This is a genomic window from Sphingobium sp. AP49 (assembly GCF_000281715.2).
In the GTDB taxonomy this organism is placed as follows: domain Bacteria; phylum Pseudomonadota; class Alphaproteobacteria; order Sphingomonadales; family Sphingomonadaceae; genus Sphingobium.
Genome location: NZ_CP124576.1, coordinates 1,569,888 through 1,594,542, shown reverse-complemented (window position 1 = coordinate 1,594,542; position 24,655 = coordinate 1,569,888). Strand labels below are relative to the sequence as shown.

General features: G+C 63.9%; 22 protein-coding genes and 1 tRNA gene. 14 read left to right on the top strand and 9 right to left on the bottom strand.

Features of this window, described 5'->3' with window-relative positions:
- Positions 1-3: 3 nt before the first annotated feature.
- From cyoB to PMI04_RS07640, 8 genes are all read left to right on the top strand, one after another.
- Complete coding sequence (gene cyoB, locus PMI04_RS07675; RefSeq protein WP_037486470.1) at positions 4-2,004, top strand: cytochrome o ubiquinol oxidase subunit I; 2,001 nt, start codon at positions 4-6, stop codon at positions 2,002-2,004.
- A gap of 5 nt (positions 2,005-2,009) precedes the next feature.
- Positions 2,010-2,633, top strand: coding sequence for a cytochrome o ubiquinol oxidase subunit III (gene cyoC / locus PMI04_RS07670; protein ID WP_007710078.1), 624 nt, complete (start codon positions 2,010-2,012; stop codon positions 2,631-2,633).
- Positions 2,630-3,061 (top strand): cytochrome o ubiquinol oxidase subunit IV, encoded by a 432-nt coding sequence (gene cyoD / locus PMI04_RS07665; protein WP_007710080.1) that lies wholly within the window; start codon positions 2,630-2,632, stop codon positions 3,059-3,061. Before cyoC ends, cyoD begins: the two co-directional genes overlap by 4 nt.
- On the top strand, positions 3,058-3,783 hold the full coding sequence (locus PMI04_RS07660; RefSeq protein ID WP_007710082.1) for an SURF1 family protein: 726 nt from the start codon (positions 3,058-3,060) through the stop codon (positions 3,781-3,783). The genes cyoD and PMI04_RS07660 overlap by 4 nt, the downstream gene beginning before the upstream one ends.
- Positions 3,780-5,111: an ATP-binding protein gene (locus PMI04_RS07655; protein ID WP_007710084.1), complete on the top strand. Its 1,332-nt coding sequence runs from the start codon at positions 3,780-3,782 to the stop codon at positions 5,109-5,111. The genes PMI04_RS07660 and PMI04_RS07655 overlap by 4 nt, the downstream gene beginning before the upstream one ends.
- On the top strand, positions 5,101-5,634 hold the full coding sequence (locus PMI04_RS07650) for a response regulator transcription factor (protein WP_007710086.1): 534 nt from the start codon (positions 5,101-5,103) through the stop codon (positions 5,632-5,634). Before PMI04_RS07655 ends, PMI04_RS07650 begins: the two co-directional genes overlap by 11 nt.
- Positions 5,635-5,722: 88 nt before the next feature.
- Positions 5,723-7,255 carry a carboxylesterase family protein gene (locus PMI04_RS07645; RefSeq protein WP_007710088.1) on the top strand — a complete coding sequence of 511 codons (1,533 nt, stop codon included), beginning with the start codon at positions 5,723-5,725 and terminating at the stop codon, positions 7,253-7,255.
- A 72-nt stretch (positions 7,256-7,327) separates the two neighbouring features.
- A tRNA-Gly gene (locus PMI04_RS07640) sits at positions 7,328-7,401 on the top strand.
- Positions 7,402-7,493: 92 nt separating this feature from the next.
- Here PMI04_RS07640 and PMI04_RS07635 read toward each other — a convergent pair.
- Complete coding sequence (locus PMI04_RS07635; RefSeq protein ID WP_007710090.1) at positions 7,494-9,314, bottom strand: M14 family metallopeptidase; 1,821 nt, start codon at positions 9,312-9,314, stop codon at positions 7,494-7,496.
- Positions 9,315-9,330: 16 nt separating this feature from the next.
- On the bottom strand, positions 9,331-11,535 hold the full coding sequence (locus PMI04_RS07630) for a TonB-dependent receptor (protein ID WP_007710093.1): 2,205 nt from the start codon (positions 11,533-11,535) through the stop codon (positions 9,331-9,333).
- A gap of 151 nt (positions 11,536-11,686) precedes the next feature.
- On the opposite strand from PMI04_RS07630, the gene PMI04_RS07625 reads away from it, so the two are divergent.
- From PMI04_RS07625 to PMI04_RS07615, 3 genes are read left to right on the top strand one after another with little or no spacing between them, the layout of a single operon-like run.
- Positions 11,687-12,424 (top strand): ATP-binding cassette domain-containing protein, encoded by a 738-nt coding sequence (locus tag PMI04_RS07625; RefSeq protein WP_007710095.1) that lies wholly within the window; start codon positions 11,687-11,689, stop codon positions 12,422-12,424.
- Positions 12,421-13,863 (top strand): DUF3526 domain-containing protein, encoded by a 1,443-nt coding sequence (locus PMI04_RS07620; RefSeq protein WP_007710097.1) that lies wholly within the window; start codon positions 12,421-12,423, stop codon positions 13,861-13,863. The genes PMI04_RS07625 and PMI04_RS07620 overlap by 4 nt, the downstream gene beginning before the upstream one ends.
- On the top strand, positions 13,860-15,146 hold the full coding sequence (locus PMI04_RS07615) for a DUF3526 domain-containing protein (protein ID WP_007710099.1): 1,287 nt from the start codon (positions 13,860-13,862) through the stop codon (positions 15,144-15,146). The genes PMI04_RS07620 and PMI04_RS07615 overlap by 4 nt, the downstream gene beginning before the upstream one ends.
- A gap of 127 nt (positions 15,147-15,273) precedes the next feature.
- On the opposite strand, the gene PMI04_RS07610 is transcribed toward PMI04_RS07615, so the two are convergent.
- The 5 genes from PMI04_RS07610 to PMI04_RS07590 form a co-directional block, all read right to left on the bottom strand.
- Complete coding sequence (locus PMI04_RS07610) at positions 15,274-15,534, bottom strand: hypothetical protein (RefSeq protein WP_007710101.1); 261 nt, start codon at positions 15,532-15,534, stop codon at positions 15,274-15,276.
- Between the two features lie 124 nt (positions 15,535-15,658).
- Positions 15,659-16,411: a peroxide stress protein YaaA gene (gene yaaA / locus PMI04_RS07605; protein WP_007710103.1), complete on the bottom strand. Its 753-nt coding sequence runs from the start codon at positions 16,409-16,411 to the stop codon at positions 15,659-15,661.
- Positions 16,412-16,489: 78 nt separating this feature from the next.
- A complete protein-coding gene (locus PMI04_RS07600) occupies positions 16,490-18,079 on the bottom strand; it encodes an alpha/beta hydrolase-fold protein (protein ID WP_007710106.1) in 1,590 nt (529 codons plus the stop codon).
- Complete coding sequence (locus PMI04_RS07595; RefSeq protein WP_007710108.1) at positions 18,079-18,564, bottom strand: hypothetical protein; 486 nt, start codon at positions 18,562-18,564, stop codon at positions 18,079-18,081. The genes PMI04_RS07600 and PMI04_RS07595 overlap by 1 nt, the downstream gene beginning before the upstream one ends.
- A gap of 36 nt (positions 18,565-18,600) precedes the next feature.
- On the bottom strand, positions 18,601-19,446 hold the full coding sequence (locus tag PMI04_RS07590; RefSeq protein ID WP_007710110.1) for an oxidoreductase: 846 nt from the start codon (positions 19,444-19,446) through the stop codon (positions 18,601-18,603).
- A gap of 50 nt (positions 19,447-19,496) precedes the next feature.
- On the opposite strand from PMI04_RS07590, the gene PMI04_RS07585 reads away from it, so the two are divergent.
- Entirely contained in the window at positions 19,497-20,096 is a 600-nt protein-coding gene (locus PMI04_RS07585; RefSeq protein ID WP_007710111.1) for a TetR/AcrR family transcriptional regulator, read from the top strand.
- A gap of 346 nt (positions 20,097-20,442) precedes the next feature.
- Complete coding sequence (locus tag PMI04_RS07580; RefSeq protein ID WP_007710112.1) at positions 20,443-21,174, top strand: class I SAM-dependent methyltransferase; 732 nt, start codon at positions 20,443-20,445, stop codon at positions 21,172-21,174.
- A 67-nt stretch (positions 21,175-21,241) separates the two neighbouring features.
- Here the strand turns inward: PMI04_RS07580 and PMI04_RS07575 are convergent, their stop codons facing one another.
- On the bottom strand, positions 21,242-21,514 hold the full coding sequence (locus PMI04_RS07575; RefSeq protein ID WP_007710113.1) for a hypothetical protein: 273 nt from the start codon (positions 21,512-21,514) through the stop codon (positions 21,242-21,244).
- Positions 21,515-21,553: 39 nt separating this feature from the next.
- On the bottom strand, positions 21,554-22,468 hold the full coding sequence (locus PMI04_RS07570; RefSeq protein WP_007710114.1) for a sugar kinase: 915 nt from the start codon (positions 22,466-22,468) through the stop codon (positions 21,554-21,556).
- A 135-nt stretch (positions 22,469-22,603) separates the two neighbouring features.
- Between PMI04_RS07570 and PMI04_RS07565 the strand changes: the two genes are divergently transcribed.
- On the top strand, positions 22,604-24,568 hold the full coding sequence (locus PMI04_RS07565; RefSeq protein ID WP_007710116.1) for a PAS domain-containing sensor histidine kinase: 1,965 nt from the start codon (positions 22,604-22,606) through the stop codon (positions 24,566-24,568).
- Positions 24,569-24,655 lie beyond the last annotated feature (87 nt).

Below are 24,655 nucleotides of genomic sequence, written 5' to 3'. Positions count from 1 at the left end.
CCCATGACTGGCACAATGACAACAGCACAGATGATCTTTGGTCGTCTGACATGGGACAGCTTCCCATGGCATGAACCCATCGTCGTCGCGACCTTCTGCGCGGTGGTGCTCGGCGGCGCCGCCGTCGTGGCGGCGCTCACCTATTTCAAGCTCTGGGGCTATCTCTGGAAGGAATGGTTCACCAGCGTCGATCACAAGAAGATCGGCATCATGTACATGGTGCTGGGCCTCATCATGTTCCTGCGCGGCTTTGCCGACGCGGTCATGATGCGCCTCCAGCAGGCGCTCGCCTTCAACGGGTCCGAGGGTTACCTCAACGCCCACCATTATGACCAGGTGTTCACCGCCCATGGCGTGATCATGATCTTCTTCGTGGCGATGCCGTTCATCACCGGTCTGATGAACTATATCGTCCCGCTGCAGATCGGCGCCCGCGACGTCAGCTTCCCCTTCCTGAACAATTTCTCGTTCTGGATGACCACGGGCGGCGCGGTGCTGGTGATGGCCTCGCTGTTCCTGGGCGAATTCGCCCAGACCGGCTGGCTCGCCTATCCGCCGCTCTCGGGGATCGACTATAGCCCGGCCACGGGTGTCGACTATTATATCTGGGCACTGCAGGTGGCCGGTGTCGGCACGACCTTGTCCGGCATCAACCTGATCGCGACCATCGTCAAGATGCGCGCGCCGGGCATGTCCCTCATGAAGATGCCGGTGTTCACCTGGACCTCGCTCTGCGCGAACATCCTGATCGTCGCCTCCTTCCCGATCCTGACCGCCACCCTGGTCCTGCTCTCGCTCGACCGCTATATCGGCACCAACTTCTTCACGAACGACTTCGGCGGCAACCCGATGATGTACGTGAACCTGATCTGGATCTGGGGTCACCCGGAAGTCTATATCCTCATCCTGCCGCTGTTCGGCGTCTTCTCGGAAGTCACCTCGACCTTCTCGGGCAAGCGCCTGTTCGGCTACACCTCGATGGTCTACGCGACCTGCTGCATCATGGTGCTCTCCTACCTCGTGTGGCTGCACCACTTCTTCACCATGGGCTCGGGCGCCAGCGTCAACAGCTTCTTCGGCATCACGACGATGATCATCTCGATCCCGACGGGGGCCAAGCTCTTCAACTGGCTCTTCACCATGTATCGCGGCAAGATCCGTTTCGAGCTGCCGATGATGTGGACCGTCGCCTTCATGCTGACCTTCACGATCGGCGGCATGACCGGCGTTCTGCTCGCCGTTCCGCCGGCGGACTTCGTGCTGCACAACTCGCTGTTCCTGATCGCGCACTTCCATAACGTGATCATCGGCGGCGTGCTGTTTGGCCTGTTCGCGGCAATCAACTACTGGTGGCCCAAGGCCTTCGGCTTCAAGCTGAACGTGTTCTGGGGCAAGGTCAGCTTCTGGTGCTGGCAGGTCGGCTTCTGGCTCGCCTTCACGCCGCTCTATATCATGGGCCTGATGGGCGTGACCCGCCGCATGCGCGTGTTCGACGACCCGTCGCTGCAGATCTACTTTGTCATCGCCGCGATCGGCGCTGCGATCGTCGCGGCCGGCATCGGCGCCATGCTGGTCCAGTTCGCGGTATCGATCTGGAAGCGCGACGAGCTGAAGGTGGAAGGCGATCCATGGGATGGCCGTACGCTGGAATGGGCGACCTCCTCGCCGCCCCCGGAGTACAACTTCGCCTTCACCCCGGTCGTCTATGACACCGACACCTGGGCGGACATGAAGCGGAACAATTATCAGCGTCCGCTGACCGGCTACCAGGCGATCCACATGCCCAGCAGCACCGGCGCAGGTGTCATCCTGGCCGGTCTGGCGACGCTCTGCGGCTTCGCCCTGATCTGGTACATGTGGTGGCTCGCGGGTCTCAGCTTCCTGGGTCTGCTCGTCGTCGCCATCGCCCACACCTTCAACTACAAGCGCGACTTCTACATCCCGCAGGATGTCGTCACGCGCACCGAGGAAGAGCGTACGCGCATCCTCGCGGCGGGAGTCTGACCAACATGAGCAGCACAACTGCGCCCCTGGAACCTCGGGCATATCATTTGCCCGAGGAACCGCACCTCCACGAAGGCCACAGCACCATGCTGGGCTTCTGGATGTACCTGATGAGCGATTGCCTCATCTTCGCCATCCTCTTCGCCACCTATGCCGTGCTCGGCGGCAGCTTCGCCGGCGGCCCCGGCCCCAAGGATCTGTTCGACCTGCCGCTCATCGCGCTCAACACCGCGATGCTGCTCTTCTCGTCGATCACCTACGGCTTCGCCATGCTGGCGATGGAAAAGAACAAGGTCAGCGCCACCCAGGGCTGGCTGGTGATCACCCTCCTGTTCGGCGGGGCGTTCCTGTTCATCGAACTCTACGAATTCTCGCACCTCATCCATGAGGGCGCGGGTCCCTGGCGTTCGGCCTTCCTGTCGGCCTTCTTCACCCTGGTCGGCACCCACGGCCTGCACGTCACCTTCGGTTCGATCTGGCTGATCACGCTGATGGTGCAGGTGGCCAAGAAGGGCCTGATCCCCGCCAACAAGCGTCGCCTGATGTGCCTGTCGCTGTTCTGGCACTTCCTCGACGTCATCTGGATCGGCGTCTTCACCTTTGTCTATCTGATGGGAGTCCTGCGGTGAGCGACGCTGTCCATCCCCACGATGCCCATGGCCATGGGCACGACGATCATCATGAAGAAGGTGCCCATGGCAGCTTCGGCAGCTACATGATCGGTTTCGGCCTGTCGGTGATCCTGACGGCCATTCCCTTCTGGCTGGTGATGTCGAACGTGCTGGGCAATCCCCAGTTGACCGGCGTCATCATCATGGCCTTCGCCGCCGTGCAGGTGGTCGTCCACATGATCTACTTCCTGCACATGAACACCCGCGTCGAAGGCGGCTGGTCGTTCATGGCGATGATGCTGACGATCGTCCTGGTCGTCATCGTCCTCTCCGGCTCGATGTGGGTCATGTACCACCTCAACGCCAACATGATGCCGCATCCCGATATGAACATGAGCGCCCCGCACGACATGGGCGCCATGCAGAATATGAGCGAGATGCCGTGACATCGCCAAAGAACGGGGGGCGCCGCGTGCGCTCCCCGGCCTTTACGATCGGCTTCACGCTGATCGCCCTCCTGCTCTTCTCCGGTCTTTGCGCGCTCGGCGCCTGGCAAGTCCAACGCCTCGCCTGGAAGCGCGACCTGATCGCCCGCGTCGACGCCCGCATCCATGCCGCAGCCGTCCCCGCCCCCCGCAGCGCCACCCGCGATGACGAATATCGCCGCGTTGCCGCCTCGGGCCATTTTCTCCATGACAAGGCGGTACTGACCCAGGCCGTCACCGTGCGCGGTCCCGGCTATTGGGTGATGACGCCGCTGGTGACCGATGCCGGATTCACCCTGATCATCAATCGCGGCTTCGTGCCGCAGGACAATCGCACCCGCTACAGCCGGCCCGAAGGCACGGTCCATCTCATCGGCCTGCTGCGCCTGTCCGAACCGGGCGGCGGCTTCCTGCGCAGCAACGACCCGGCCGCCGGCCGCTGGTATTCGCGCGATGTCGCCGCGATCGCCGCCGCGCAGCATGTCGCCCCGCCTGTCGCCGGCTATTTCATCGATGCGGCTGCCAATTGCGGTCCCGACACCGCGCCGGTCGGCGGCCTTACCGTCGTCCGTTTCCCCAACAACCATCTCCAATATGCCATCACCTGGTTCATACTGGCGGCGATGGTCGCGGGCGCCTACATCTTCGTCATGCGTCAGGATCGAAAAGACCGCCGGGGATGACTGTAGCGCCGCCCGCCAAGGCCCGCTGGCTCCCCAGCCAGTGGCCCGCCGATGCTGCCGGCCGCAAGAATCTGGCGCTGCTGGTGCAATTGCGCTGGCTGGCGATCGCGGGCCAGCTCGTGACCATCCTCGCCGTCCATTATGGCATGGGCATCGGCCTGCCGGTGGCACCGATGCTGCTGGTCGCGGGCATGGCGATGCTGATGAACGGGCTCAGCTTCCATGCCCTGCGCAAGCGGACCGACGTGTCCCATGCCGAACTGTTCCTGTCGCTGCTGTTCGACGTATTGCTGCTGACGGCACAGCTCTATCTCAGCGGCGGCGCCACCAATCCCTTCATCTCGCTCTATCTGCTCCAGGTCGCGCTGGGCGCCGTGCTGCTCGACCGCTGGAGCATCTGGGGCATCGTCTTCGTCTCGGCTCTATGCGCCGGGCTGCTCGGCCTCCATTATCGCCCCCTCGACCTCAACGGCCCGCTCGAAGGGCATTTGTTCGACCTCCATATCATCGGCACCTGGATCTGCTTCAGCATGATCGCGGTGCTGCTGGTGCTGTTCGTCGCGCCGGTGACCCGCAATCTTCAGGCCCGCGAGGCCTATCTCGCCAGCCTGCGCCAGCAGGCCGCCGAAGAAGAGCATATCGTCCGCATGGGCCTGCTCGCGTCGGGCGCCGCGCATGAACTGGGCACCCCGCTCGCCCAGCTCGCCGTGGTACTGGGCGACTGGCGCCACATGCCCGAAATCACTGAGCATCCCGCCCTGGTCGAGGAAGTCGCGGAAATGCAGAGCGCGGTGCTGCGCTGCAAGGCGATCGTCACCGGCATCCTCCTCTCCTCGGGCGAGGCGCGGGGCGAGGCGCCGGCCGTCACCAATGTCCGGGACTTCATCGATGGCATCGCCGCCGAATGGCGCCGCGCCAATCCGGGCATGCCGCTGCGCTGCGATTTTGGTCCGCACGACTATCCGCGCATCATTGCCGACCCGGTGATCCGCCAGGCCGTCGGCAACCTGCTCGACAATGCGCGCGAGGCCGGCGCCACCTATATCGATCTGCTGGTCGGCCGCGACAGCGCCTCGCTCAATATCGCGGTGCGCGACAATGGCAGCGGCTTTTCCGAAGCGATGCTGGACGATTTCGGCAAGCCCTATCGTTCCAGCAAGGGCAAGGAAGGCCATGGCCTCGGCCTCTTCCTGGTCGTCAATGTCGTGCGCAAATTGGGCGGCAGCGTATCGGCCAGCAACGGTGCCGATGGTGGCGCGCTCATCCTGCTGCGGCTGCCGCTGGATACCGTCGCGCTTGAAGAGGAAGGGGACAAGAATGACGGCTGACCGCCTGCTGGTCATCGTGGAGGATGACGAAGCCTTCGCACGGACCCTCAAGCGCTCGTTCGAGCGGCGCGGCTATGTCGTATTGGTCGCCGACAGCCATGCCATGCTTGAAGCCCTGCTGAAGGATCAGCGGCCCGGCTATGCCGTAGTCGACCTCAAGCTCGGCCCCGAATCCGGCCTGGTCTGCGTCCAGACCCTCCATGCCCATGATCCCGCGATGCTGATCGTCGTCCTGACCGGCTTTGCCAGCATTGCGACGGCGGTCGAGGCGATCAAGCTGGGCGCCACCAACTATCTCGCCAAGCCGTCCAACACCGACGATATCGAGGCCGCCTTTGCCCGCTCCGGCGGTGACCCGGCCGCCCCGCTCGCGCCGCGCCCGACCTCGATCAAGACGCTCGAATGGGAACATATCCACGAAGTGCTGAAGGATTGCGACTTCAACATCTCCGAAACCGCCCGGCGGCTGGGCATGCACCGCCGTACTCTCGCCCGCAAGCTGGCCAAGCGGCAGGTCGGCTGAACCCGCCGCATTTCCCCCTCGACAAATATGCACTTGAGGGTAGGTTTACAGCCCAAACGGGCCATCATGCCCGCAAGGGAGGATGGCTATGGGCGCACGCATCATCGCGGGCATGACGGGTCTTGCGGCGCTGGCCGCGGCTGGGTTGCAGGCGGCCTCGTCGCCCTCCGCACCGACCGTCATGACCGGCTCCGGCCCGGTGCGCGGTCTCGCTCTGGACAACGGCGCCGTCTTCAAGGGCATTCCCTTCGCGCAGGATACCGGTGGCGCCCATCGCTGGACGCCCCCGCGCCCGGTCACGCCCTGGACACAGCCGCGCGACGCCACCGCCTTCGGCCCGATCTGCCCCCAGCCCGCGCGCGAGGGGCGGACCGATGTGCCGCAGAGCGAGGATTGCCTCTCGCTCAACATCGCCACGCCCAACCTGCAACCGGGCAAGCGCCCGGTCCTGCTGCTGGTCCATGGCGGCGCCTTCTTCGTCGGCTCGGGCGCCGAACTGTTCGACGATGCGGCGCGCATCTATAATCCGCGCGGCATATTGGTCGTCTCGCTCAACTATCGGCTGGGTCGGCTCGGCTTCTTCTCCCATCCCGGCCTGCGCGCCGGACAGCCCGGTGTCGCGACCGGCAATTACTGGCTGATGGACCAGATTGCGGGCCTCAACTGGGTCCATGCCAATATCGCCCGCTTCGGCGGCGATCCCGCGCAGGTGACGATCATGGGCTGCTCGGCCGGCGGCTCTAGCATCAACGCCTTGATGGCCGCGCCGGCGGCGCGCGGCCTGTTCGCCCGGGCCAGCGCGCATTCGGGCGGCGGCCTCAACAATGCCACCCGCCCCCGCGACCAGGCCGAGCGGGAGGGTGTCGCCTTCGCTGTCCGCGCCGGCAGCCCGGGCGAAGGCGCCGACGCCATCATCCGGCTGCGTGCGCTCGATCCCGCTGCGGTGATGGCCGCCGATCCCGGCCCGCCCAATTTCGGCGCGGTGGTCGATGGCCAGACCATCACGCAGGAAACCGCCATCGCCTTTGCCCGGGGCGACATCGCCCGCGTGCCCTATATTGCCGGATCGACCAGCAACGAAGCCAGCGTGTTCGGCCTGATGGGCTTTGACGAAAAGATACTGAGGGAGCGCTTCGGCATCGACCTCGCCGCCGTCCGCAATATCTATGACCCCGCCGGCACGATGCCGGCCGCCGAACTGCTGCGCCAGGTCCAGACCGACTTCATCTTCACCGCTGCCGCCAGCGCCACGGCCGCGCTCGCCGCCCGGCATCAACCGGCCTGGTCCTATCATTTCGCCTATGTCCCGCCAGCCGAACGCGCCACCATGCCCGGTGCGCCACACTGCGCCGATTTCGGCTACACGCTGGGCGCGGCCAAGGCGTCCGACAATCCGGAAAATGCCGGCATTGCCCGCCAGATGCAGGATTATTGGACGAACTTCATCACGACCGGCAACCCCAACGGCGCTGGTCTGCCCGCCTGGCCACGCTATCAGGGCGCCCATCGCGCGCCGCTGCTGATCGACCGGACCATCGCCGCCGCACCCGATTTTCGCGCCGCACAGTTGCGCTACTGGCAACAACAATGGGCCGACCGCACCGGGCAGGCGCGCCCCTGACCGACAATTGCGCGACCAGCCATGCAATCCCGTTGACCATCGACCATGCCTTGTGCAATGGCCATCCGGCGCGCGGGTGTAGCTCAATGGTAGAGCAGCAGCTTCCCAAGCTGACGACGGGGGTTCGATTCCCCTCACCCGCTCCAGGACATCGGCCAACGCTTCCGCATTTCGGGCCTCGCCGATGCACATGAACGACGGGGTGCCGTCTCCACGGACATCAATCAATCGATGCCGATCAGCGCTCTCTCCTCACGGGATAGATGAGGTGATGGGGGCTTCGATCAGGCAACTGACCATATAGCCAGTCGAGCCGCGCATCGGCATCGGCGGCAAAATCCGGATCAGCTGCCAGCTTCGCCTGAAACGCGGCACGGACCTCTGCGCCGCGCTCAAGCAGCGCTTCGACCATCGGCGCGCGCACGAAATCCTCCGCCCCCGAAGGCGCGGCCAGGATTTCCGGGAAGAAGCCCCAGGCGAGGAAACTGTCTTGGCTTTCGGGTTCCAGCAACGCCGCCGCCAACAGGCCCAGCGGCTGATCCGCAGATATGCGAACTGTCCCGGCCGGCAGCGTTTCCGTCACCGTCTCGTGCCGCAATTGCGTCTCCAGTGGGATGCGGGCATCGCGCACCGGCATCGACCGGGGATCGACCAGCCGCACCCGATCGAGCGCCAAAGTGCGTGGCGCATCCAGCACCGCATAACGGATACCGTGCAGTGCCAGCCGGTCGATCACATCGGCCTGCGCCGCCGGCACCCACCAGGCCTTGGGCAGGCGCACCTGCTCGACCGGTTCCTGGCCGATGATCGGCATCCGCCAATGCACCGGCCGCCCCAGCCATTTCTGCTCCCTGCGCCCCGTCGCGGGAGAGACATAGGTGTCGAACGCCACCCCCTTGAACTGCTCGATCCAGCCGATCGGCTGCGCGGCGGGCTTCCAGCGGGTCAGCATCTCGCCCGGGCGCGATGCCCGGTCGCTCGCCTTGGCGCGGGCGATCATGTCGGCATCCTGTCCGGCCAGCTTCAGCGCCGCTTCGAGCAGCACATAGGTGCCCAGCACCCGCTGGCGATAGGGCTTCATCATGTGATTTTCGACCAGCACCGTCGGCACGCCGATGAAGTCGCCATAGCCGGTCGAATAGCGCGGCCCTTCGGGCGCCTGGCGGATGCCCCTGGTCGGTTCGCGGGTATCGATCGGGCTGGGATAGATGGTGGGAATATGCCCCGCCTTTTCCAGCGCCGCCGTCACGTTCGGCCCAAAGCGATCCTGCAGCCAGTCGGCGGTGGCGCGATGATAGGCATAGCGGCCCCAACCGGCATAGGTGAAGCTGATGTCATATTGCATGTCGAAGCCGTCGCTGACATGGCAATCGACATAGAGGATCGGGTCCAGCCGGCGCAGCAGGCCGATCATGGCGCGAGTTTCGGGCGCATCGGCCTTCGCATAGTCGCGGTTCAGGTTGATGTTGCGGCTGTTGCCGACATAGCCCTTTTCCGCCGGGCCGCGCAGCGCCGGGAAGTTCCAGCGGCTCATCTGCTCATGCCCGTCGATATTATAGACCGGCACGAAGACAAGATCGACCTTGTCGAGCAGCCCATCCTTGCCACGCAGCGCAATGTCGCGCAGCAGCATCAGGCCGGCATCCTTGCCGTCGATCTCGCCGGCATGGATACCAGCCTGCACCAGCACGTCAGGTTTTGCGGCGCCCGACGCATCCCTGCCCTTGCTTGCCCGTACCAGCAGCATGTCGCGCCCTTCGCCGGTGCGGCCGAAGCTTTCCAGGCTGATGAGGGGAGAGGCTGCATCCAGCCGTTTCAGCCAGGCCTCGACCTCGGCATAGCGCGGCGTCGTGGCGAACCCTGCCTGTTCGGCGGGCGTGATCCAGGGATCGTCTTTGCCGGCAATCAGTTTCTCGCTGCTGCCGGACCAGGGCAAAGCCGGCGGCAGCACCGACGCGGGCAACTCCGGCAAGGGCGCCGGTGACGGCTGCTGTGCGGCAGCGGCACCGGCGACACACAAGGCAGCGAAACCCAGGAGGCGCGACATCCTCTTGCTCATATCTCTATCCTCCGGATCAGAAGCGGGCGCGCAAGCCGACGGTGGCGGTACGCGGCGTGCCTGGTTGCACCCACATTGCGGCATAGCTGCTGGCATACCATTCGGCATTGAACAGGTTGCTGACCGTACCGAACAGCTCGACCTCGTCGATCAGTTGGATATTGCCGAACAGGCGAACCAGCCTGTGCGCGGGCAGCATGAAATCGGTGCCGGTCTCGCCCGAACGCTTGCCGACATATTGCAGGCCCGCCCCCAATTGCGCCTCGCGATCGCCGATGGTGAAATGCTTCGCCACCTGCATGTTGAGATTATGCCGGGGAATGTTGATCAGCGGATCGCCAGGATTGATCTGGAAGGAATAATTGGGATCGAGGACGCGCGATCGCGCCTCCGCATCGGTATAGGCATAGCTCAGCATCACATCGACATCACCGGACAGATGGCCGTTGATATCCAATTCCGCCCCCCGGCTGCGCGCCTTGCCGATTGCGACCGAAAAGCCGGGATTATTGGCGTCGCTCGCCAGCACATTGTCCTTGGTCAGCTGATAGACGGACAGCGTGCCGGTCAACGCGCCACCCAGCGCCATCAGCTTGGCGCCGACCTCGATCGACTCGCTGGTCTCGGGATCGAAGATGGCATTGTGGAAATCGGCGCCAACATTGGCGCGATAGCCCTGGCCATAGGCGGCATATAGGCTGATCGGCTTGCTCAGTGCATAGACGATGCCGGCCTGCGGACTGAAACGACTGAACTTGCGATCGTTGAACCGGCTCGGCACGGCAAGCAGGCGATTTTCGACTTCCAGCGTCAGATTGTCATAGCGGCCGCCTACACGGATCTGCAACCGGTCGGTCAGCTCGATCTGGTCCTGCACATAGAAGCCGAAGCTGCGCTGGCTATCCAGCCGGTTGGTCGTCACCGTGGTCGCGGGCAGCGGATATCGACCATAGGCCGGATCATCGATGTCGATGACATAGGCGGCCTGATCGCTCGGCGAACTGCTCAGCAATGGCGGGCGAAAGCGCGTGAAATAATTATCATAGCGGAAATGATCGAAATCACCGCCGATCAGCACGCGATGGCGCAGCGCCCCGGTCTCGAAGCTGCCGGCAATTTCGGCGCGGGCCACATTATGTTCTGCATCATAACGGCGCGAGCGTCGCTGACGCGAAAGCGAATGGCCATCCCTATACAGCGTCTGCCGCGATGCGACCGTCTCCGCGTCGGACGAGAAGCCGGTCAGCAGCGTATCGCGATGACTGGCGCCGACCAACAGGCTCCAGTCGTCATTGAACTGATGCTCCAGTCGCAACTGGTGGCTGGTCGCACGGGCGACCGTGTCGCCATCGCCCGGTTCACCAAGGAACCGAGACCGCGGCACGGTATGAAAATCATTGTCCAGGACGACAATGCCGCGATCGAAAGGCACCTCCACACGGGTCCATTCAAAATCGTAGGTCAGGCGCGTCTTTTCGCCCAGCGCAATGCCGATCGACGGCAGGAAGCCCCAGCGCTTCTGTTCCACATGGTCGCGGAACGTGTCGCCCTTCTCATAATAGCCGATCAGCCGTGCGGTGATGCCGCCGGTCAATGCCAGATTGGCGTCGGCATCGACGCGAAAGCGATCATAGCTGCCAAATTGCAGCGCCCCGCTGCCAAAGGTCCGGCCGATTTCCGCCTGCTTGGTCACCAGATTGATCGTGCCACCCGGCTCGCCACGGCCCATCAACGCGGCCGACGGCCCCTTGAGCACGTCCACCCGCTCGATTCCGGCTACGTCGCGCTGGCCGCCAAAGCCCCGGCCGGCATTGAAGCCGTTGACCAGATAGCCGCTGGGCATGTTCTCATCGCCGGCAAAGCCCCGCACGGCAAAGCTGTCCCACAGGCCGCCGAGCGTGTTCTGGCGCACGACGGACGCGTTCATGTCCAGCGCGTCGGTGAGGCGCAGGATGTTATTCTGCTGCAGCGTCTCGGCATCGATCTGCGTGATCGCCTGGGGAATTTCGCGCATCGCAAAATCGCCGCGATAGGACTGGCGGACCCCCGTCACGGTAATCGCATTGTCGCCTTCCTCTGGATGATGGAGTGCGTCGCCCGTCTGGGCCTCAGCTGGAAGGCAGGCAAGGCCAGCGGCTAGCGGCAGCGCGAACGCAATATGGCGGAACCGGCGGGAACAGGCGGACGCAGCACGGCCGCGCTGCAGGAACTGGATCGGCATAATTTCCCCTGAATAGAATGAGACAGGATCTCATTCGCCGCCGCACCTAGGGGAGCCGCACCGCACGCGTCAATTGAAATGTTATATTATTTCATTGACAGATTGCCGCATCACCGAAATGCTCCGCGCCAACAGCCAAGGAGCCCCCACCATGCCCCTGACCGCCACCGGCCAGCGCATTATCCTGTCCGACGTTCACCTATCCTATGGCAGCCAGCCCGTGCTGCGCGGCCTGACTCTGCATGTCGACGCGGGGGAAATCTATGCGCTGCTGGGCGGCAATGGCGCGGGCAAGTCGACTACGATCTCGACCCTGCTGGGCTTTGCCCGGCCCGACGGCGGCATCGTGTCGGTGGCGGGCCATGATCCGGCCAAAGAGCCGGACGAGGCGCGCGAGCAGATCGCCTATGTGCCCGAAAATGTCGCCCTATACGAACATCTCACGGCACGCGAAAATGCCGCCTATCTGCTGGCACTGGCCGCCCGTCACCCCACCCCGCAGGATATTGACGGCGCGTTCGAGGCGACCGGTCTTCAGCCATCGGCTTGGGACAAGCGACTGGGCGGCTTTTCCAAGGGGATGCGGCAGAAGGTGGCGATCGCCATCGCCTTGCTGCGTGAAGTGCCGGTGCTGCTGCTCGACGAGCCTTCATCCGGTCTCGATCCGCGTGCGACCGCCGATTTCAATAGGCTGGTCCATGATGTCGCACGCAAGGGCGCGGCTGTGCTGATGGTCACCCACGACCTGCTCTCCGCCGCCGATATTGCCGACCGCATCGGTTTCCTCGAAGCTGGCCGCATCGTCGAGGAGGCTGCAGCACAGGGTGCGGACCGTTTCGATGTGCGCGACCTGCATCGCAAGTTCGCGCGAAAGGCCATCGCCGCATGAGCGCCATCCTTCTGATCGCCCGTGACGAATTGCGACTGATGCGACGCAATCGCGTCGCCGTCATCGCCTTCGCGCTGCTCGTCCTGCTGACGTTTGCGGCCGCCCTCATCAGTTGGTCGCACCAGAGCGGCATTGCCGAGACCCGCGCCCGTTTCCAGGCCCAGGCCGCCCAGGAATTCGATGCACAGCCCGACCGGCATCCGCACCGCATGGTCCATTTCGGCAATTTCATCTTCCGCCCGCTGCCGCCGCTCGCCGCCTTTGATCCGGGCGTCGATGCCTTCACGGGCAACAGCATGTTCCTGGAAGGCCATCGCCAGAACAGCGCGAATTTCGGCGATGTCCGCCAATCCTCGCTGCTGGTCCGCTTCGGCCAGTTGACCCCGGCCTTCGTGCTGCAGGTGATCGCCCCCCTGTTGCTGGTCTTCCTCGGCTATGGCGCTGTCGCGCGCGAACGGGAACGCGGCACATTGCGGCAGATGCTGGTACAGGGCGTGTCCGCGCGCGCGCTCGTCATGGGCAAACTGCTGGCGCTCGCCGCCATCGCCGCGCTCGTCGGCTTCCCCGCCCTGGTCGCCTTCCTGCTGATCGCGGGGCAACCCGGCGCGCTGGCCGCACCGATGCTGGTAATCGTGCTTGGTTATGGCACCTATCTGGCGCTCTGGTCGATCATCGTCATCCTGATTTCCGCGCTGGTGCGGCGCGGGCGTGACGCATTGCTGGCGCTGCTCGCGCTCTGGGCGGTGCTGGTCATCCTGCTGCCGCGCGTCGCGCCCGACATCGCGGCCGAAGTCCATGCCCTGCCCACCCGGCTCGAGACCGACATCGCCATCCAGCAGGATCTGCATCGGCTGGGCGACGCGCATAATCCCGACGATCCCTTCTTCAACGCTTTCAAGCAAAAACTGCTACGCAAATATGGCGTCAGCGGGGTCGAGTATCTGCCCGTCAATTATAACGGCCTGCTCGCGGTCGAGGGCGAGAAGCTGACATCGCGCCTGTTTGACGATTATGCAAACCGCAGCTTTGCGATCCAGCAGGCGCAAAGCCGGCTGGCCGACCTCTTCGGCATCGTCAGTCCCACCATTTCGCTACGCCAGTTGTCGATGGCAGCCGCCGGCACCGACCTCAAGGGGCATCGCCGCTTCCTCGCCCAGGCGGAAACCTATCGCTACGCCATGGTGCAGCATCTCAACCAGTTGCAGGCCGATGCGGTCAGCTATGCCGATGACAAGGCCAAGGATGCCGGCGCCGACCAGCGCAAGCGCATCTCCGCCGACCATTGGCGGACGATCCCGCAATTTCGGTTCAAGCCCGCAACCGCCGATGATCTGGTGAAAGCCAGCCTGCCAGGCCTCGGTCCGCTGTTCGCCTGGCTGGTGCTGGCATTGCTGACACTGCTGCCCGTCGCACATCAAATGCAGAAAGCCCGTCCATGATTCTCTTCACCCATGAACTGCGCCTGCTGCTGCGCTCGCGCATGACGGTGCTGGCGCTATTTATGGTCAGCCTGCTCGCCGCCGCCTCGGTCGCAGCCGGCATGACGGAGATCGCCCGCCAGCGCGCCGCCATCGCCCACATCCAGCCCAAGCAGGCGCAGGATGCCGCCGCCGTCGCCCAATGGGCGGCCGCCACGAAGGATCCCGGCAACGCCGCCTATTACAGCTTCCACGCCACCTGGGACGCGCCCTCTCCGCTTGCCTTCGCGGCCCTCGGCCTGCGCGATGTCGCGCCCTATATCCTGCGCGTCCGCGCCCTCGGGCTGGAAGCGCAACTCTATGATGGCGAGACCTATAATCCCGAACTCGCCCTCCCCGGCCGCTTCGATTTCTCGTTCGTGCTCATCTATCTGACGCCGCTGTTCGTCATAGCCCTGTTCCACGATCTTATCTCGGGCGAGCGAGAAGCCGGACGGCTGCGGATGCTCGATGCGCTGGCGGGATCGGGCCGGCGCCTCTGGACGCGGCGTGTGTCGCTGCGCGGCGGGCTGCTGTTCTTCACCCTCGTCCTACCACTCATGATCGGCGCAATCCTGTCCCACGTCCCCTTCGTCCCGCTGCTGGTCGTGCTCGGCCTCGTCGCCCTCTATCTCGCCTTCTGGATCGCGGTCACGCTGCTGATCGGGCGATTGGGCTGGAACTCGGTTGCCAATGCCACCACGCTGGCGGGCCTATGGTTGGTGCTGACGCTGGTGCTGCCGGCCATCGCCCATGTCGCGATCAACCGCGCCATCCCTGTCGGCGAGGGCGTTGAACTGACCCTTGCCCAGCGCACGGCCGTCAACCGCGCCTGGGATATTCCGCGCGAAGAGACGATGCGCGCCTTCTATACCGGCCATCCCGAATGGAAGGACAGTCCCCCTTTGACTCACGCCTTCCACTGGAAATGGTATTTCGCCTTTCATCAGGTCGGCGACGAGACGGTGGCGCCCAGGGCTGTGGCCTATCGTCATGGGATCGAGGCGCGCGAGGCCGCGGCACGCTCCATCGGCTGGATGCTGCCCTCGGTCGCGGTCCAGGCCCTGCTCGCTCGCCTCGCCGATACCGACATGCAGGCGCAGTTTTCCTATCAGGACCGCATCCGCGCCTTCCATGCCAGGCTCCGCAATTTCTATTATGGCTATCTCTTCACCGACAAACCGTTCGGACGAGAAGATTTCGAGAAAGCCCCGACGTTCTCAACGATCCTGAACCCTTCGCGGATTCCAGCGGCGTCGCCCTGAATGCCCTTCGGCACCAAAGCGCACATGCACACTGCCAGTTAAGATCGCCAGCGTCGTGCGGCGCCCAAGCCTCGATCGTTCAAGTCCCGGTGCCGAACGCGAAGAATCATCCGCATGATGATCGGCTTTAAGACGGATCGGGCGGTGGCAAGCGCAATGCGGCAGCAATCTGTCCTTCGGCCGCCGTTGCTTCGGCGATGAGCAGGCGTAATGCCTTGGCGGTATCTTCCAGAAGTCCATCGCCGACAGGCCGCTCGCCGTTGATAAAACGGCGGATGGCCCGCTCGTCTATGCCCAGGCGGCGCGAAAAAGCCGTGGTGCCACCAACCAACTGGACGCAATAAGCAAAATGCTCACGACGCTCATCTGTTGAAAATGATGCGGCCATTATTTTCCTTTTCGTTCACTACCCACAGTCATAAGCCATCTTGCGGTCGAGGCACAACGACCCAAAGCAGCCGCGCCTGCTGGTGAAAGCACCCATGACGCGTCTATGCTTCCGGACGTACCGTTTATGCCCGTGTAAAGCGCCAATGGTCCGTGTCGCTCTCGCCCGGATCGAACCGATATCCATCGCTGTCGAAGCCCTGCATGGCCTCGACATCGGCGACATGATGTTCGCACATCCAACGTGCCATCATGCCGCGCGCCCGCTTCGCGTTGAAGCTCACGAAGCGCGGGCCGTTCGGTCCCGGCTCGCGGAAGTCGACATGGATCACGCGCAGGCCCTCCAGCCTGTTCTCGACGGCGGCGAAATATTCCTGGCTGGCAAGATTGAGCACGATGCCCGATCCCTCTTCCGCGACCTGCGCGCGCAGCAGGGCGGCGATGCGATCGCCCCACCAATCGGTCAGTTTCTTGTGCCGCGGCGCCCAGCGCGTCCCCATTTCCAGCCGATAGGGGCGGATCGCATCCAGCGGACGCAGCAGCCCGTATAGGCCGGACAGCATGCGGACATGATCCTGCGCAAAGGCTACGGCTGGTTCGTCGAGCGTATCCACCTCGAAACCGGTGTAGACGTCGCCGGCAAAGGCATAGAGCGCCTGCCTTTCGGGCAGGTCGGCAAAGTCCCGGAACCGGTCGGCATTGAGCTTGGCCAGGCGCGGCGAGATATGCATCAGGTCCGCCAGCCGCTTTTGCGAGAGGTTGGCGGCCGACTTGGCGAGCCCACGCGCTTCCTCGGCGAAATGCGGCGTGGTGACGGCAAGGGGCGGCAGCGCGCGCTCGAAGTCGAGCGTCTTGGCGGGAGAGAGCAGAACGATCATGCCCCGCGCGGTAGCCGCGCCTCGTCCGGGCGTCAAACCGGACCGCTGCTCAGCCTCCCGCCCGCAGCGCATTTCGCTTCAGCGGGCGCGTGCGCCCTCTGGCGGCCGCGCCACCGCATACATGGCCTGCGCCATTTCGCGATAATAGGCGTTGCGATCGCCGTCCCGCGCATAGACTTCATTGATGCTGTGCGACGCGCCGGGAACATAGATGAACGCCGCCCGGCCACCCACCTTGCGGAACGCGGCCTCCAGATCATGGACGGCATCGTCGAGATAATAGGAATCGGCGGTCCCGACCACGACATGAACCTTGCCGTCCAGATCATGCCGCAGCGCTGGCCATTGGGTCTCGATCCGGTGGCCGATATCATAATGATCCCGCCAATAGGCCGCGACATCGGCATCGACCGCGCCCGTCACCCGGTCGAAGAGCGGGGCCGGCGTCCCGTCCGCGCGGCGCGGCGAGAAGGTCCAGTCGAAGGATCGCAACTGGCCGCCGTCGCGGCCGAGCACCGTCTCTATCCCCGCCGCCTGCGCGATCGTCGTCTTCACCTCGCCATGGGCGCGTTCCAGCGGACGGGCCACGCCCTGGCCATCGCGATACATGTTCGCCCCCGGCTGATAGAGGTCGACGCCGATGAAGTGCCGGAAATCCACCGGATCGGGCGACGAGGCCCAGCTTCCGCCGAAGATGGCCGGATAGCGCACCATCGCCCAAAGCGCGAACCAGCCCCCAGAGCTATGGCCGGTCAGGAACCGGCCCGACGGCCGGGCATCCATCCGATATCTTTTTTCGAGCGCCGGGATGATCTCGCGCGTCAGCGCTTCGCCCCAGGGACCATTGTTTACGCTGTCGGCAAATTCGGTCGTGCCGGTGGGCGAAGCGAAGTCGAGCGTCACCCAGATCATCGGCGGCATGGCCTTGGTCTCCATCAGGTGCCATATCCGCGACAATTGCTGTCCGTCCACCCGATGGTTCGTCCCGAACGCACCGGCAGTATAGACCGTGGGATAGGTGACGCGGCCATGGGGATCATAGCCCGGCGGGGTCAGAACCCAGGCCGCGACGCTCTGCGGCGTGCCGCGAAAGCGCGTCAGCGCCTGCGACACGACCCGTTCGTCGTGCAGATGCGGGCGCGACGCGGTGATCTGCTCGGCGGCGCGCGGCGGCAGTCCCGAAACATCGAACTGCGCGGCGGCCGGCGGCAGCTCATGGTCGAGCGGAATTGATGGCCGGGCGCCCAGCGGCAGGCGAAGCGTCACCGCTTTCGAGACCAGGTCGCCCGGTCCCCGCCCGCCATAATTATAGCTGCCGTCGCGATCGAGCACGGCCTGCACCCGATATTCCCCCGGAGTCAGGGCCGCCACTCTCTCGGGAAACGCGCCGTCCTGGGCATCGATGGCGACCGTGCGATCCGGCCCGAAGCTCGCGACATCGCGCCCCGCCACGAAAATGCGGGCGTCGTCGGGACCATAGATATCGACATCCTCGCCATTCGCATTGTCCGCGTTCAACGGCGTCGCGAAGAGGAGCAGCCGCCCCGATGCGTCATCGCCCAGCGCAGCCGGCAGGCTGATGTCGAAGCGCGTTTCGGGAGGTGCGGCGCCAGTCAGCGCCAACGCCGACAGGGGAAGCAGAAGCAAGCGGGCCATTGCGGTCGTCATCAGCAGATCCTGCCATTTTGCCGGCGCAGGGCAATCAACTGGGCGGCGAGGCCCAGGATCAGCATCGCCAGAAGCGCAGCCTGCGATCCCAGCAGCAAGGGCGATTTGAGGTCCGTGACGAACGGATGGCCGTCCGGGACGCGGCGCAGGATTTCCGTCACGGTCGGCACCATCAGCAGGAATGCGGTGAGGCTGAGAAAGACAGTTTCCAGATAGCGCCGCGCCCGCCCGAGGAAGGTGATGCGCTCCACGCCATAGCCCGCGATCAGCAGCAGGATCGTCACTGTGCCGATCCCGTAGCTGACCGGCTGATGCGCCACCAGGAACACGGTTCCTGCGCCGATCAGCATGAAGACAAGATAGGCGATACCCGGCGCCGAACGGGGCATGATCCGGCCATGCCGCGCGAACATATAGGCCGCCAGCGGGATGGCGGGCAGGCTGCCGAGCGTATGCACCCAGCCCAGGGGCGTTATTCCAAACATGGTCTGTGTCTTTCGGTTAGCGGGCGCGCGCCACGCTTATGCTGCAAAGTTGGTGGAAAGAGACAATGAGCGCCACTGCGCGATCTCCGCTTCCATGCTGGCAATCTTGCCTTCGACCAGGCGCAGCGCATCCTGCCCCAGGAACAGGCGGCTTGGCGGTGCCGGCGCCTCCAACAGCGCCAGCAAGGCCTGCGCCGCGCGCGCAGGATCGCCCGGCTGCTGCCCGCTCTTGGCCTGTCGCGCCGCCCGAACGGGATCCATGACCATGTCATAGTCGGCAATGCTGCGGGGCGTGCGGTCCATCGACCGCCCAGCCCAGTCGGTGCGAAACTGGCCGGGCGCCAGCGCCGTCACATGGATGCCGAACGGCGCCACTTCCTTGCCCAGCGCTTCGGAAATACCCTCCAGCGCGAACTTGCTGCCGCAATAGAAGCTGATACCGGGCATGGTGATAAACCCGCCCATCGACGTAACGTTGACGATATGACCGCGCCGCCGTTCACGCATGCCGGGCAGCACCGCCTTCATCATCGCCACGGGGCCGAACACATTGGCGGCGAACTGGCGCTGCAGATCGTCGATCGACGATTCCTCCAGCACGCCCTCATGGCCATAGCCCGCATTATTGACCAGCACATCGATCGGACCGGCCCCTCGCTCGGCATCCGAAATGGCATCCGGGATTGCCTCCAGATGCGTCACATCCAACAGCAACGGAGAGGCCCGGCCGGGCGCAAGCGCGGCAAAGCGTTCGGCATCCGCAGCATTGCGCACGGTGCCGACGACGATATGGCCGGCACCCAGCGCGCCCTCGGCAAAGGCCCGGCCCAGGCCCGAACTGACACCGGTAATTAGGAAAGTCTTGGGGATAAGCGCCGACATGGCCTACTCCATGATTTGAACACCAACTATATCATGATATAGATAGCAACATGACGTCCATCAAGCCCCCCTCGACCGGTTCGCGTGGTGAACCGGTGCGCAATCGTGTGATCGACGCGGCCGAACGCCTGCTGCGCGACGGCAAGGCGGAATTTTCGATGCGCGATCTGGCGACCGAAGCGGGCGTCAGTTTCGCCACGCCCTTCAACCAGTTCGGCAGCAAGGCCGCGATCATGCACGCCCTGTCGGCCCGGCGGATCGCGACCGCGACCCAGCGCTTTGCGGACAAACCACGCCTCGATGATGCCGGTCAGCGCGTGCTGCTGGCGGTCTCCACGGTGGTCGAACTGATGCTGGAAGAGCCGCGCGTGAACCGCGCCGTGATGGGATGGCTTGGCACCCCGGGACCGACCCATGGAGAAGTTCTGGCCCAGTCCACCGCCTTATGGGCATCGGCGATCGGCGAAGGCGATGGCCTGATCGGGGGCGAGCAAGAGCCCGTGCTGCAAAGCCTGCCGAGGCAGCTTGCCTTCGGTTTTCGCGGCGTGCTTTCATTCTGGACCGCCGGCGAACTGCCCGATGATGAACTTGCCGCCAATGCCCGGGACGTAGCAAGCGCCTTGTTGCGGAGCTTGCCTGGAAAAGCGTAACACTGGCATCCGGCGGGCAAAGCGGATCGGGATTTGATCCATGTACCCGAAAAAGCTGCCCTATCCTGCGCGCATGGTGTGAAGCCAGCGCCGCGACGATCGGCTCGAGGTGCCCGAACCAGTCACCGTTGCGCATAACCCGCAGCGACAGATGAATCCGGCCGTCCGTCTCGCTGGCAACCGCACATCCTGCGTCCCGGACGGAAAATGGTCGGACAGGCCCTGACATATCAGCGACCAGTCGGTCTTAATCGGCGATGCGCAAGCCAAGCGACGCGGGCATGACATATTGACCAGCCAAAGTGGCCCCAATAGCTTCGTTGCGGGGAAAATGGAGAGAATCATCATGCGAGATACGGACAAAGACTGGAATAATATTGCCGCCAGCAGGCCTTATTATGGTGTCGTCACACTCGAAAAATTTCTCTCCCCTGATGAGGAAGCTCTGGATGAATTCTTCCGCACTGGAGAAGAATATGTCTCTCAGGAATATCAATATATAACGAAAATATACCCTGATTTCACACCATCCAGCGCATTGGATTTCGGTTGCGGCGTTGGAAGGCTCGCAATTCCGCTCGCCCGCCTTACCGGCAATGGCTGCGGCATCGACATTGCCGACAACATGCTTACGCTAGCAAGCGAACATGCCCGACGTGCGGGTGTGAACTTGTCGCTCCGAAAGGATGTGCCAATCGACTTGCAATTCGATTGGGTGAACAGTTTCATTGTTCTTCAACATATCCCACCCGAACGCGGCTATGAGATCATTCAGGACTTGTGGAACTGTGTGGCACCAGACGGGATGCTTGCCATCCAGCTGACCATTTACAAAGATGCTGTGATGGCCGCTTCGATGCTCAATGAGCTGGGCATCTTCAGCTATGACGGCAATCGGATCGTCACGCATCGTACGCCGAATGTCGAAGAGGGGCATATCTCTATGTACGATTATGATCTCGCCAGGGTCTTTGCAATCTTTGACCTGGAATATGGCCATCAGGTCTTCATGCGCAAAACCAATCATGGCGGCTGCCATGGCTTCCATATCTATGTGCGCAAGGCTGCGGCATCCTGACGGAATGGCGGGCCGGACGATGCCCCGGCAGCCGGCCCGCCAACCATAGCAAGCCCGTCAGGCGGGATCAGCTCACGTCCTTGATCATCGCGTCGATCATGTAGCGCCAGATATTGGCCGCATCCTGACGATAGCCAAAATCGGTGCCATCCGACCCGACATAACGCACCACCTCTGCGCCGGCCTCTTTCATCCATTCGCTGGGCTCATGCACCATTTCCAGAACCGTGCGCACCTGGGGCAGATAATCCTGCCAGGGCACATCCCCCTGCGCCATCGCATCCGACTGGTTGGTGTCGAGTGCCCACAAGGCGCGGGCAGCACGTTCCGCAGGTGTCATGCTCTGCTCCTCGATCTGTCCCGACCGGACCACCAACTTTCAGTATCCGTAGGGCGCCGCATCATCCCGCGCGGGAATCGCGCCGCGACGACCGATGTTCCATCCCGCCAGCCTATGTCCCGCCAGCGCAGCGTCGCGCGGGGCTGCACCTGCCAGCCTTGCATACAAATATCCGCCATTGAAGGCATCGCCCGCCCCGCTGGAATCGACCACTTCGATGGTGGCGGGCGGCGCCACCAGTTCGCCATCGACCAGACACCCTTCGGCACCCAGCTTCACCACGATCTCGCGTCCTTCGCCCGCCCCCCAGCGCGCGGCGGCATCTGCTGCATCATCCGCCTCTCCCATCTCGACCTCGTCGGCCAGGGTCGGCAGACCGATGTCGCAGAGCGCGATCGCCCGGTCGCGCCAAGCGCAGGCGGTCGCGGCGTCCGACCAAAGACGCGGCCTGTAATTGCCGTCAAAGGCGATCCGCCCGCCCCGCGCCTTCACCGCGGCGCAGAGCGCCAACAGCTTTTCACGCCCGGCTTCGGGCAGGATAGCCAACGTGATCAACGAGAAATAGAGCAGATCGGACTGCGCGGCCCCATCAACCATCGCCGAGCTTTCAGGCAAGTCGAACATCGCCCGCGCCGCACTTTCACCGCGCCAATAATGGAAACTGCGTTCGCCGGTTGCATCCGTCTCGATCGCATAAAGGCCGGTCGTACGCGCAGCCGTGCCAATCAGCAGGTCGGTATCGACGCCCTCACCCGCCCATGCCTTGCGCAGTTCCTCGCTCATCGGGTCGGCCCCGATCGCACTGGCAAAGCGCACGCGCGTACCGGCGCGGGCCAGATGGATGGCCGTGTTGATGACATCGCCGCCATAGCGCAGGTTCCAGCCATCCCCCGCGCCCCGGCTCAGTTCCAGCATCGCTTCGCCAATCACCGTGATGGTCGCGTCGGTAGCCATTTGATCCCCTCTGGTTGACGCATGCGTCGTGCTGGCCCGGGCGCGCCGAGTCAAGCCGTTGCAATCGGTCAGCCGATCGCGGAACACATTGTTCCATACTGCGTTTGCCATGGGCAAAGAGGGGATCGGGGCTGAATGGAGATCGCGGAGACCGTGGAATCGAGCAATCGCTTTGAGTTGCTGGTGCAGAGCATCACGGACTATGCGATCTTCATACTGGATACCCGTGGCCTGGTGGCAAGCTGGAATGCCGGCGCACGCCGATTCAAAGGCTATGAGGCCCACGAAATTATCGGCCAGCATTTCTCGCGCTTCTACACGCCAGAAGATCAGGCCGCCGGCATTCCTGCGCTGGCGCTCCACACTGCGGAAACCGAAGGGCGTTTCGAGGCGGAGGGATGGCGCGTCCGCAAGGATGGTACCTGCTTCTGGGCCAATGTCGTGATTGATCCGATCCGCGACCCGGCGGGCGTGCTGATCGGCTTTGCCAAGGTAACCCGCGACCTGACCGACCGCCGGGCAGCGCAGGAAGAATTGCGGCGCAGCGAGGAACGCTTTCGGATGCTGGTACAGAGCGTTACCGACTATGCGATCTACATGCTCGACCCGGTCGGAACGATCACCAGCTGGAACAGTGGTGCGGAGCGGTTCAAGGGCTATCGCGCCGACGAGATACTGGGCCAGAATTTCGCGCGCTTCTATTCGGATGAAGACCGGATGGCCGGGTTGCCATCACGTGCGCTGGAGACGGCGCAGCGTGAAGGTCGCTTCGAGGCGGAGGGATGGCGCATCCGCAAGGATGGAACGCGTTTCTGGGCCGGCGTGGTGATAGACCCGATCCGCAGCCCGTCGGGCACGCTGGTCGGTTTTGCCAAGATCACCCGCGATCTGACCGAACGCCGCGAAGCGACCCGCGCCCTCGACGAAGCCCGCGAGGCGATTTTCCAAAGCCAGAAGATGGACGCCATCGGCAAGCTGACCGGCGGGGTCGCGCATGATTTCAACAATCTGCTCGCCGTCATCGTCGGCAGCCTCGACCTGGCGCGCCAGCGACTGTCCACCGGCGCGGACATCACCCGTTATCTCGACAATGCGATGACGGCGGCTGAACGGGGCGCCACGCTGACGCAACGCATGCTCGCCTTCGCCCGCAAGCAGGAACTGCAACTGCGCAGTGTCGACTGTATTGGCCTGGTCCGTGACATGGCGGACCTGCTGCAGACCACGCTGGGCACCGGGATCGCGATCGAAACCCGGTTTCCGCTGACGTTGCGCCCGGCCCATGCCGACCCCGCGCAACTGGAACTGGCCCTCATCAACCTGGCCGTCAACGCGCGCGACGCCATGGCCGGCAGTGGCAAGCTGATCATCGAGGGAAGCGAGATCATGCTGGCCGCCAACGAACAGCCTGACCTGGCGGCCGGGGGCTTCGTGCGCCTTACCGTCACCGACGAAGGCGAAGGCATGGATGCACCGACGCTCGCCCGCGCCCGCGAGCCCTTCTTCACCACCAAGGGCATCGGTAAGGGAACGGGCCTGGGCCTGTCGATGATTCACGGCTTTGCCCAGCAATGTGGCGGTGCCATGACGATATCCAGCGTGAAAGGCGAAGGCACGAGCGTATCTCTGTGGCTCCCTTTCGCTGCAGCCGAAGCCCCGGCCGCCCCGCCGCCCATCGCGTCTGAATGCCATGGCAGCGACCTGGAACATCTGGTGATATTGGCGGTCGACGACGACGATCTGGTGCTGACCAACACGGCGGGCATGCTTGAAGATCTGGGCCACACCGTCTTCCTCGCCGGGTCGGCGACCGAAGCATTGGCCATGCTGGAACAGGGCCATGTCGACCTTGTCATCACCGACCATGCGATGCCCGGCATGACGGGCGCCCAACTGGCCGATGCCATCGATGAAAAGCATCCCGGCCTGCCCGTCATCATCGTCACCGGCTATGCTGAATTACCCCCCCAGGCGAGCCATCGGCTGCGGCTCGACAAACCGTTCCGGCAGGCCGACCTGGCCGGAGTGTTGCGCCGCGTCCGTCGCGACGCCCCCTCCGGACGCCTGCTCCAGATTGGCGTGGATGACGGAACAGACTGAATATTTGCGCAAGAAATCCCTACAAATCCAGTATTTTCCTGCATCGGAGTCTTGCAAGCGTCATGCACATGGCCAATGGAAGATAGG

Coding starts and splice junctions, on each gene's coding strand:
- cyoB (WP_037486470.1), top strand. CDS start 4: ATGACTGGCACAATGACAACAGCACAGATGATCTTTGGTCGTCTGACA.
- cyoC (WP_007710078.1), top strand. CDS start 2,010: ATGAGCAGCACAACTGCGCCCCTGGAACCTCGGGCATATCATTTGCCC.
- PMI04_RS07655 (WP_007710084.1), top strand. CDS start 3,780: ATGACTGTAGCGCCGCCCGCCAAGGCCCGCTGGCTCCCCAGCCAGTGG.
- PMI04_RS07650 (WP_007710086.1), top strand. CDS start 5,101: ATGACGGCTGACCGCCTGCTGGTCATCGTGGAGGATGACGAAGCCTTC.
- PMI04_RS07645 (WP_007710088.1), top strand. CDS start 5,723: ATGGGCGCACGCATCATCGCGGGCATGACGGGTCTTGCGGCGCTGGCC.
- PMI04_RS07635 (WP_007710090.1), bottom strand. CDS start 9,314: ATGAGCAAGAGGATGTCGCGCCTCCTGGGTTTCGCTGCCTTGTGTGTC.
- PMI04_RS07630 (WP_007710093.1), bottom strand. CDS start 11,535: ATGCCGATCCAGTTCCTGCAGCGCGGCCGTGCTGCGTCCGCCTGTTCC.
- PMI04_RS07625 (WP_007710095.1), top strand. CDS start 11,687: ATGCCCCTGACCGCCACCGGCCAGCGCATTATCCTGTCCGACGTTCAC.
- PMI04_RS07620 (WP_007710097.1), top strand. CDS start 12,421: ATGAGCGCCATCCTTCTGATCGCCCGTGACGAATTGCGACTGATGCGA.
- PMI04_RS07615 (WP_007710099.1), top strand. CDS start 13,860: ATGATTCTCTTCACCCATGAACTGCGCCTGCTGCTGCGCTCGCGCATG.
- PMI04_RS07610 (WP_007710101.1), bottom strand. CDS start 15,534: ATGGCCGCATCATTTTCAACAGATGAGCGTCGTGAGCATTTTGCTTAT.
- yaaA (WP_007710103.1), bottom strand. CDS start 16,411: ATGATCGTTCTGCTCTCTCCCGCCAAGACGCTCGACTTCGAGCGCGCG.
- PMI04_RS07600 (WP_007710106.1), bottom strand. CDS start 18,079: ATGACGACCGCAATGGCCCGCTTGCTTCTGCTTCCCCTGTCGGCGTTG.
- PMI04_RS07595 (WP_007710108.1), bottom strand. CDS start 18,564: ATGTTTGGAATAACGCCCCTGGGCTGGGTGCATACGCTCGGCAGCCTG.
- PMI04_RS07590 (WP_007710110.1), bottom strand. CDS start 19,446: ATGTCGGCGCTTATCCCCAAGACTTTCCTAATTACCGGTGTCAGTTCG.
- PMI04_RS07585 (WP_007710111.1), top strand. CDS start 19,497: ATGACGTCCATCAAGCCCCCCTCGACCGGTTCGCGTGGTGAACCGGTG.
- PMI04_RS07580 (WP_007710112.1), top strand. CDS start 20,443: ATGCGAGATACGGACAAAGACTGGAATAATATTGCCGCCAGCAGGCCT.
- PMI04_RS07575 (WP_007710113.1), bottom strand. CDS start 21,514: ATGACACCTGCGGAACGTGCTGCCCGCGCCTTGTGGGCACTCGACACC.
- PMI04_RS07570 (WP_007710114.1), bottom strand. CDS start 22,468: ATGGCTACCGACGCGACCATCACGGTGATTGGCGAAGCGATGCTGGAA.
- PMI04_RS07565 (WP_007710116.1), top strand. CDS start 22,604: ATGGAGATCGCGGAGACCGTGGAATCGAGCAATCGCTTTGAGTTGCTG.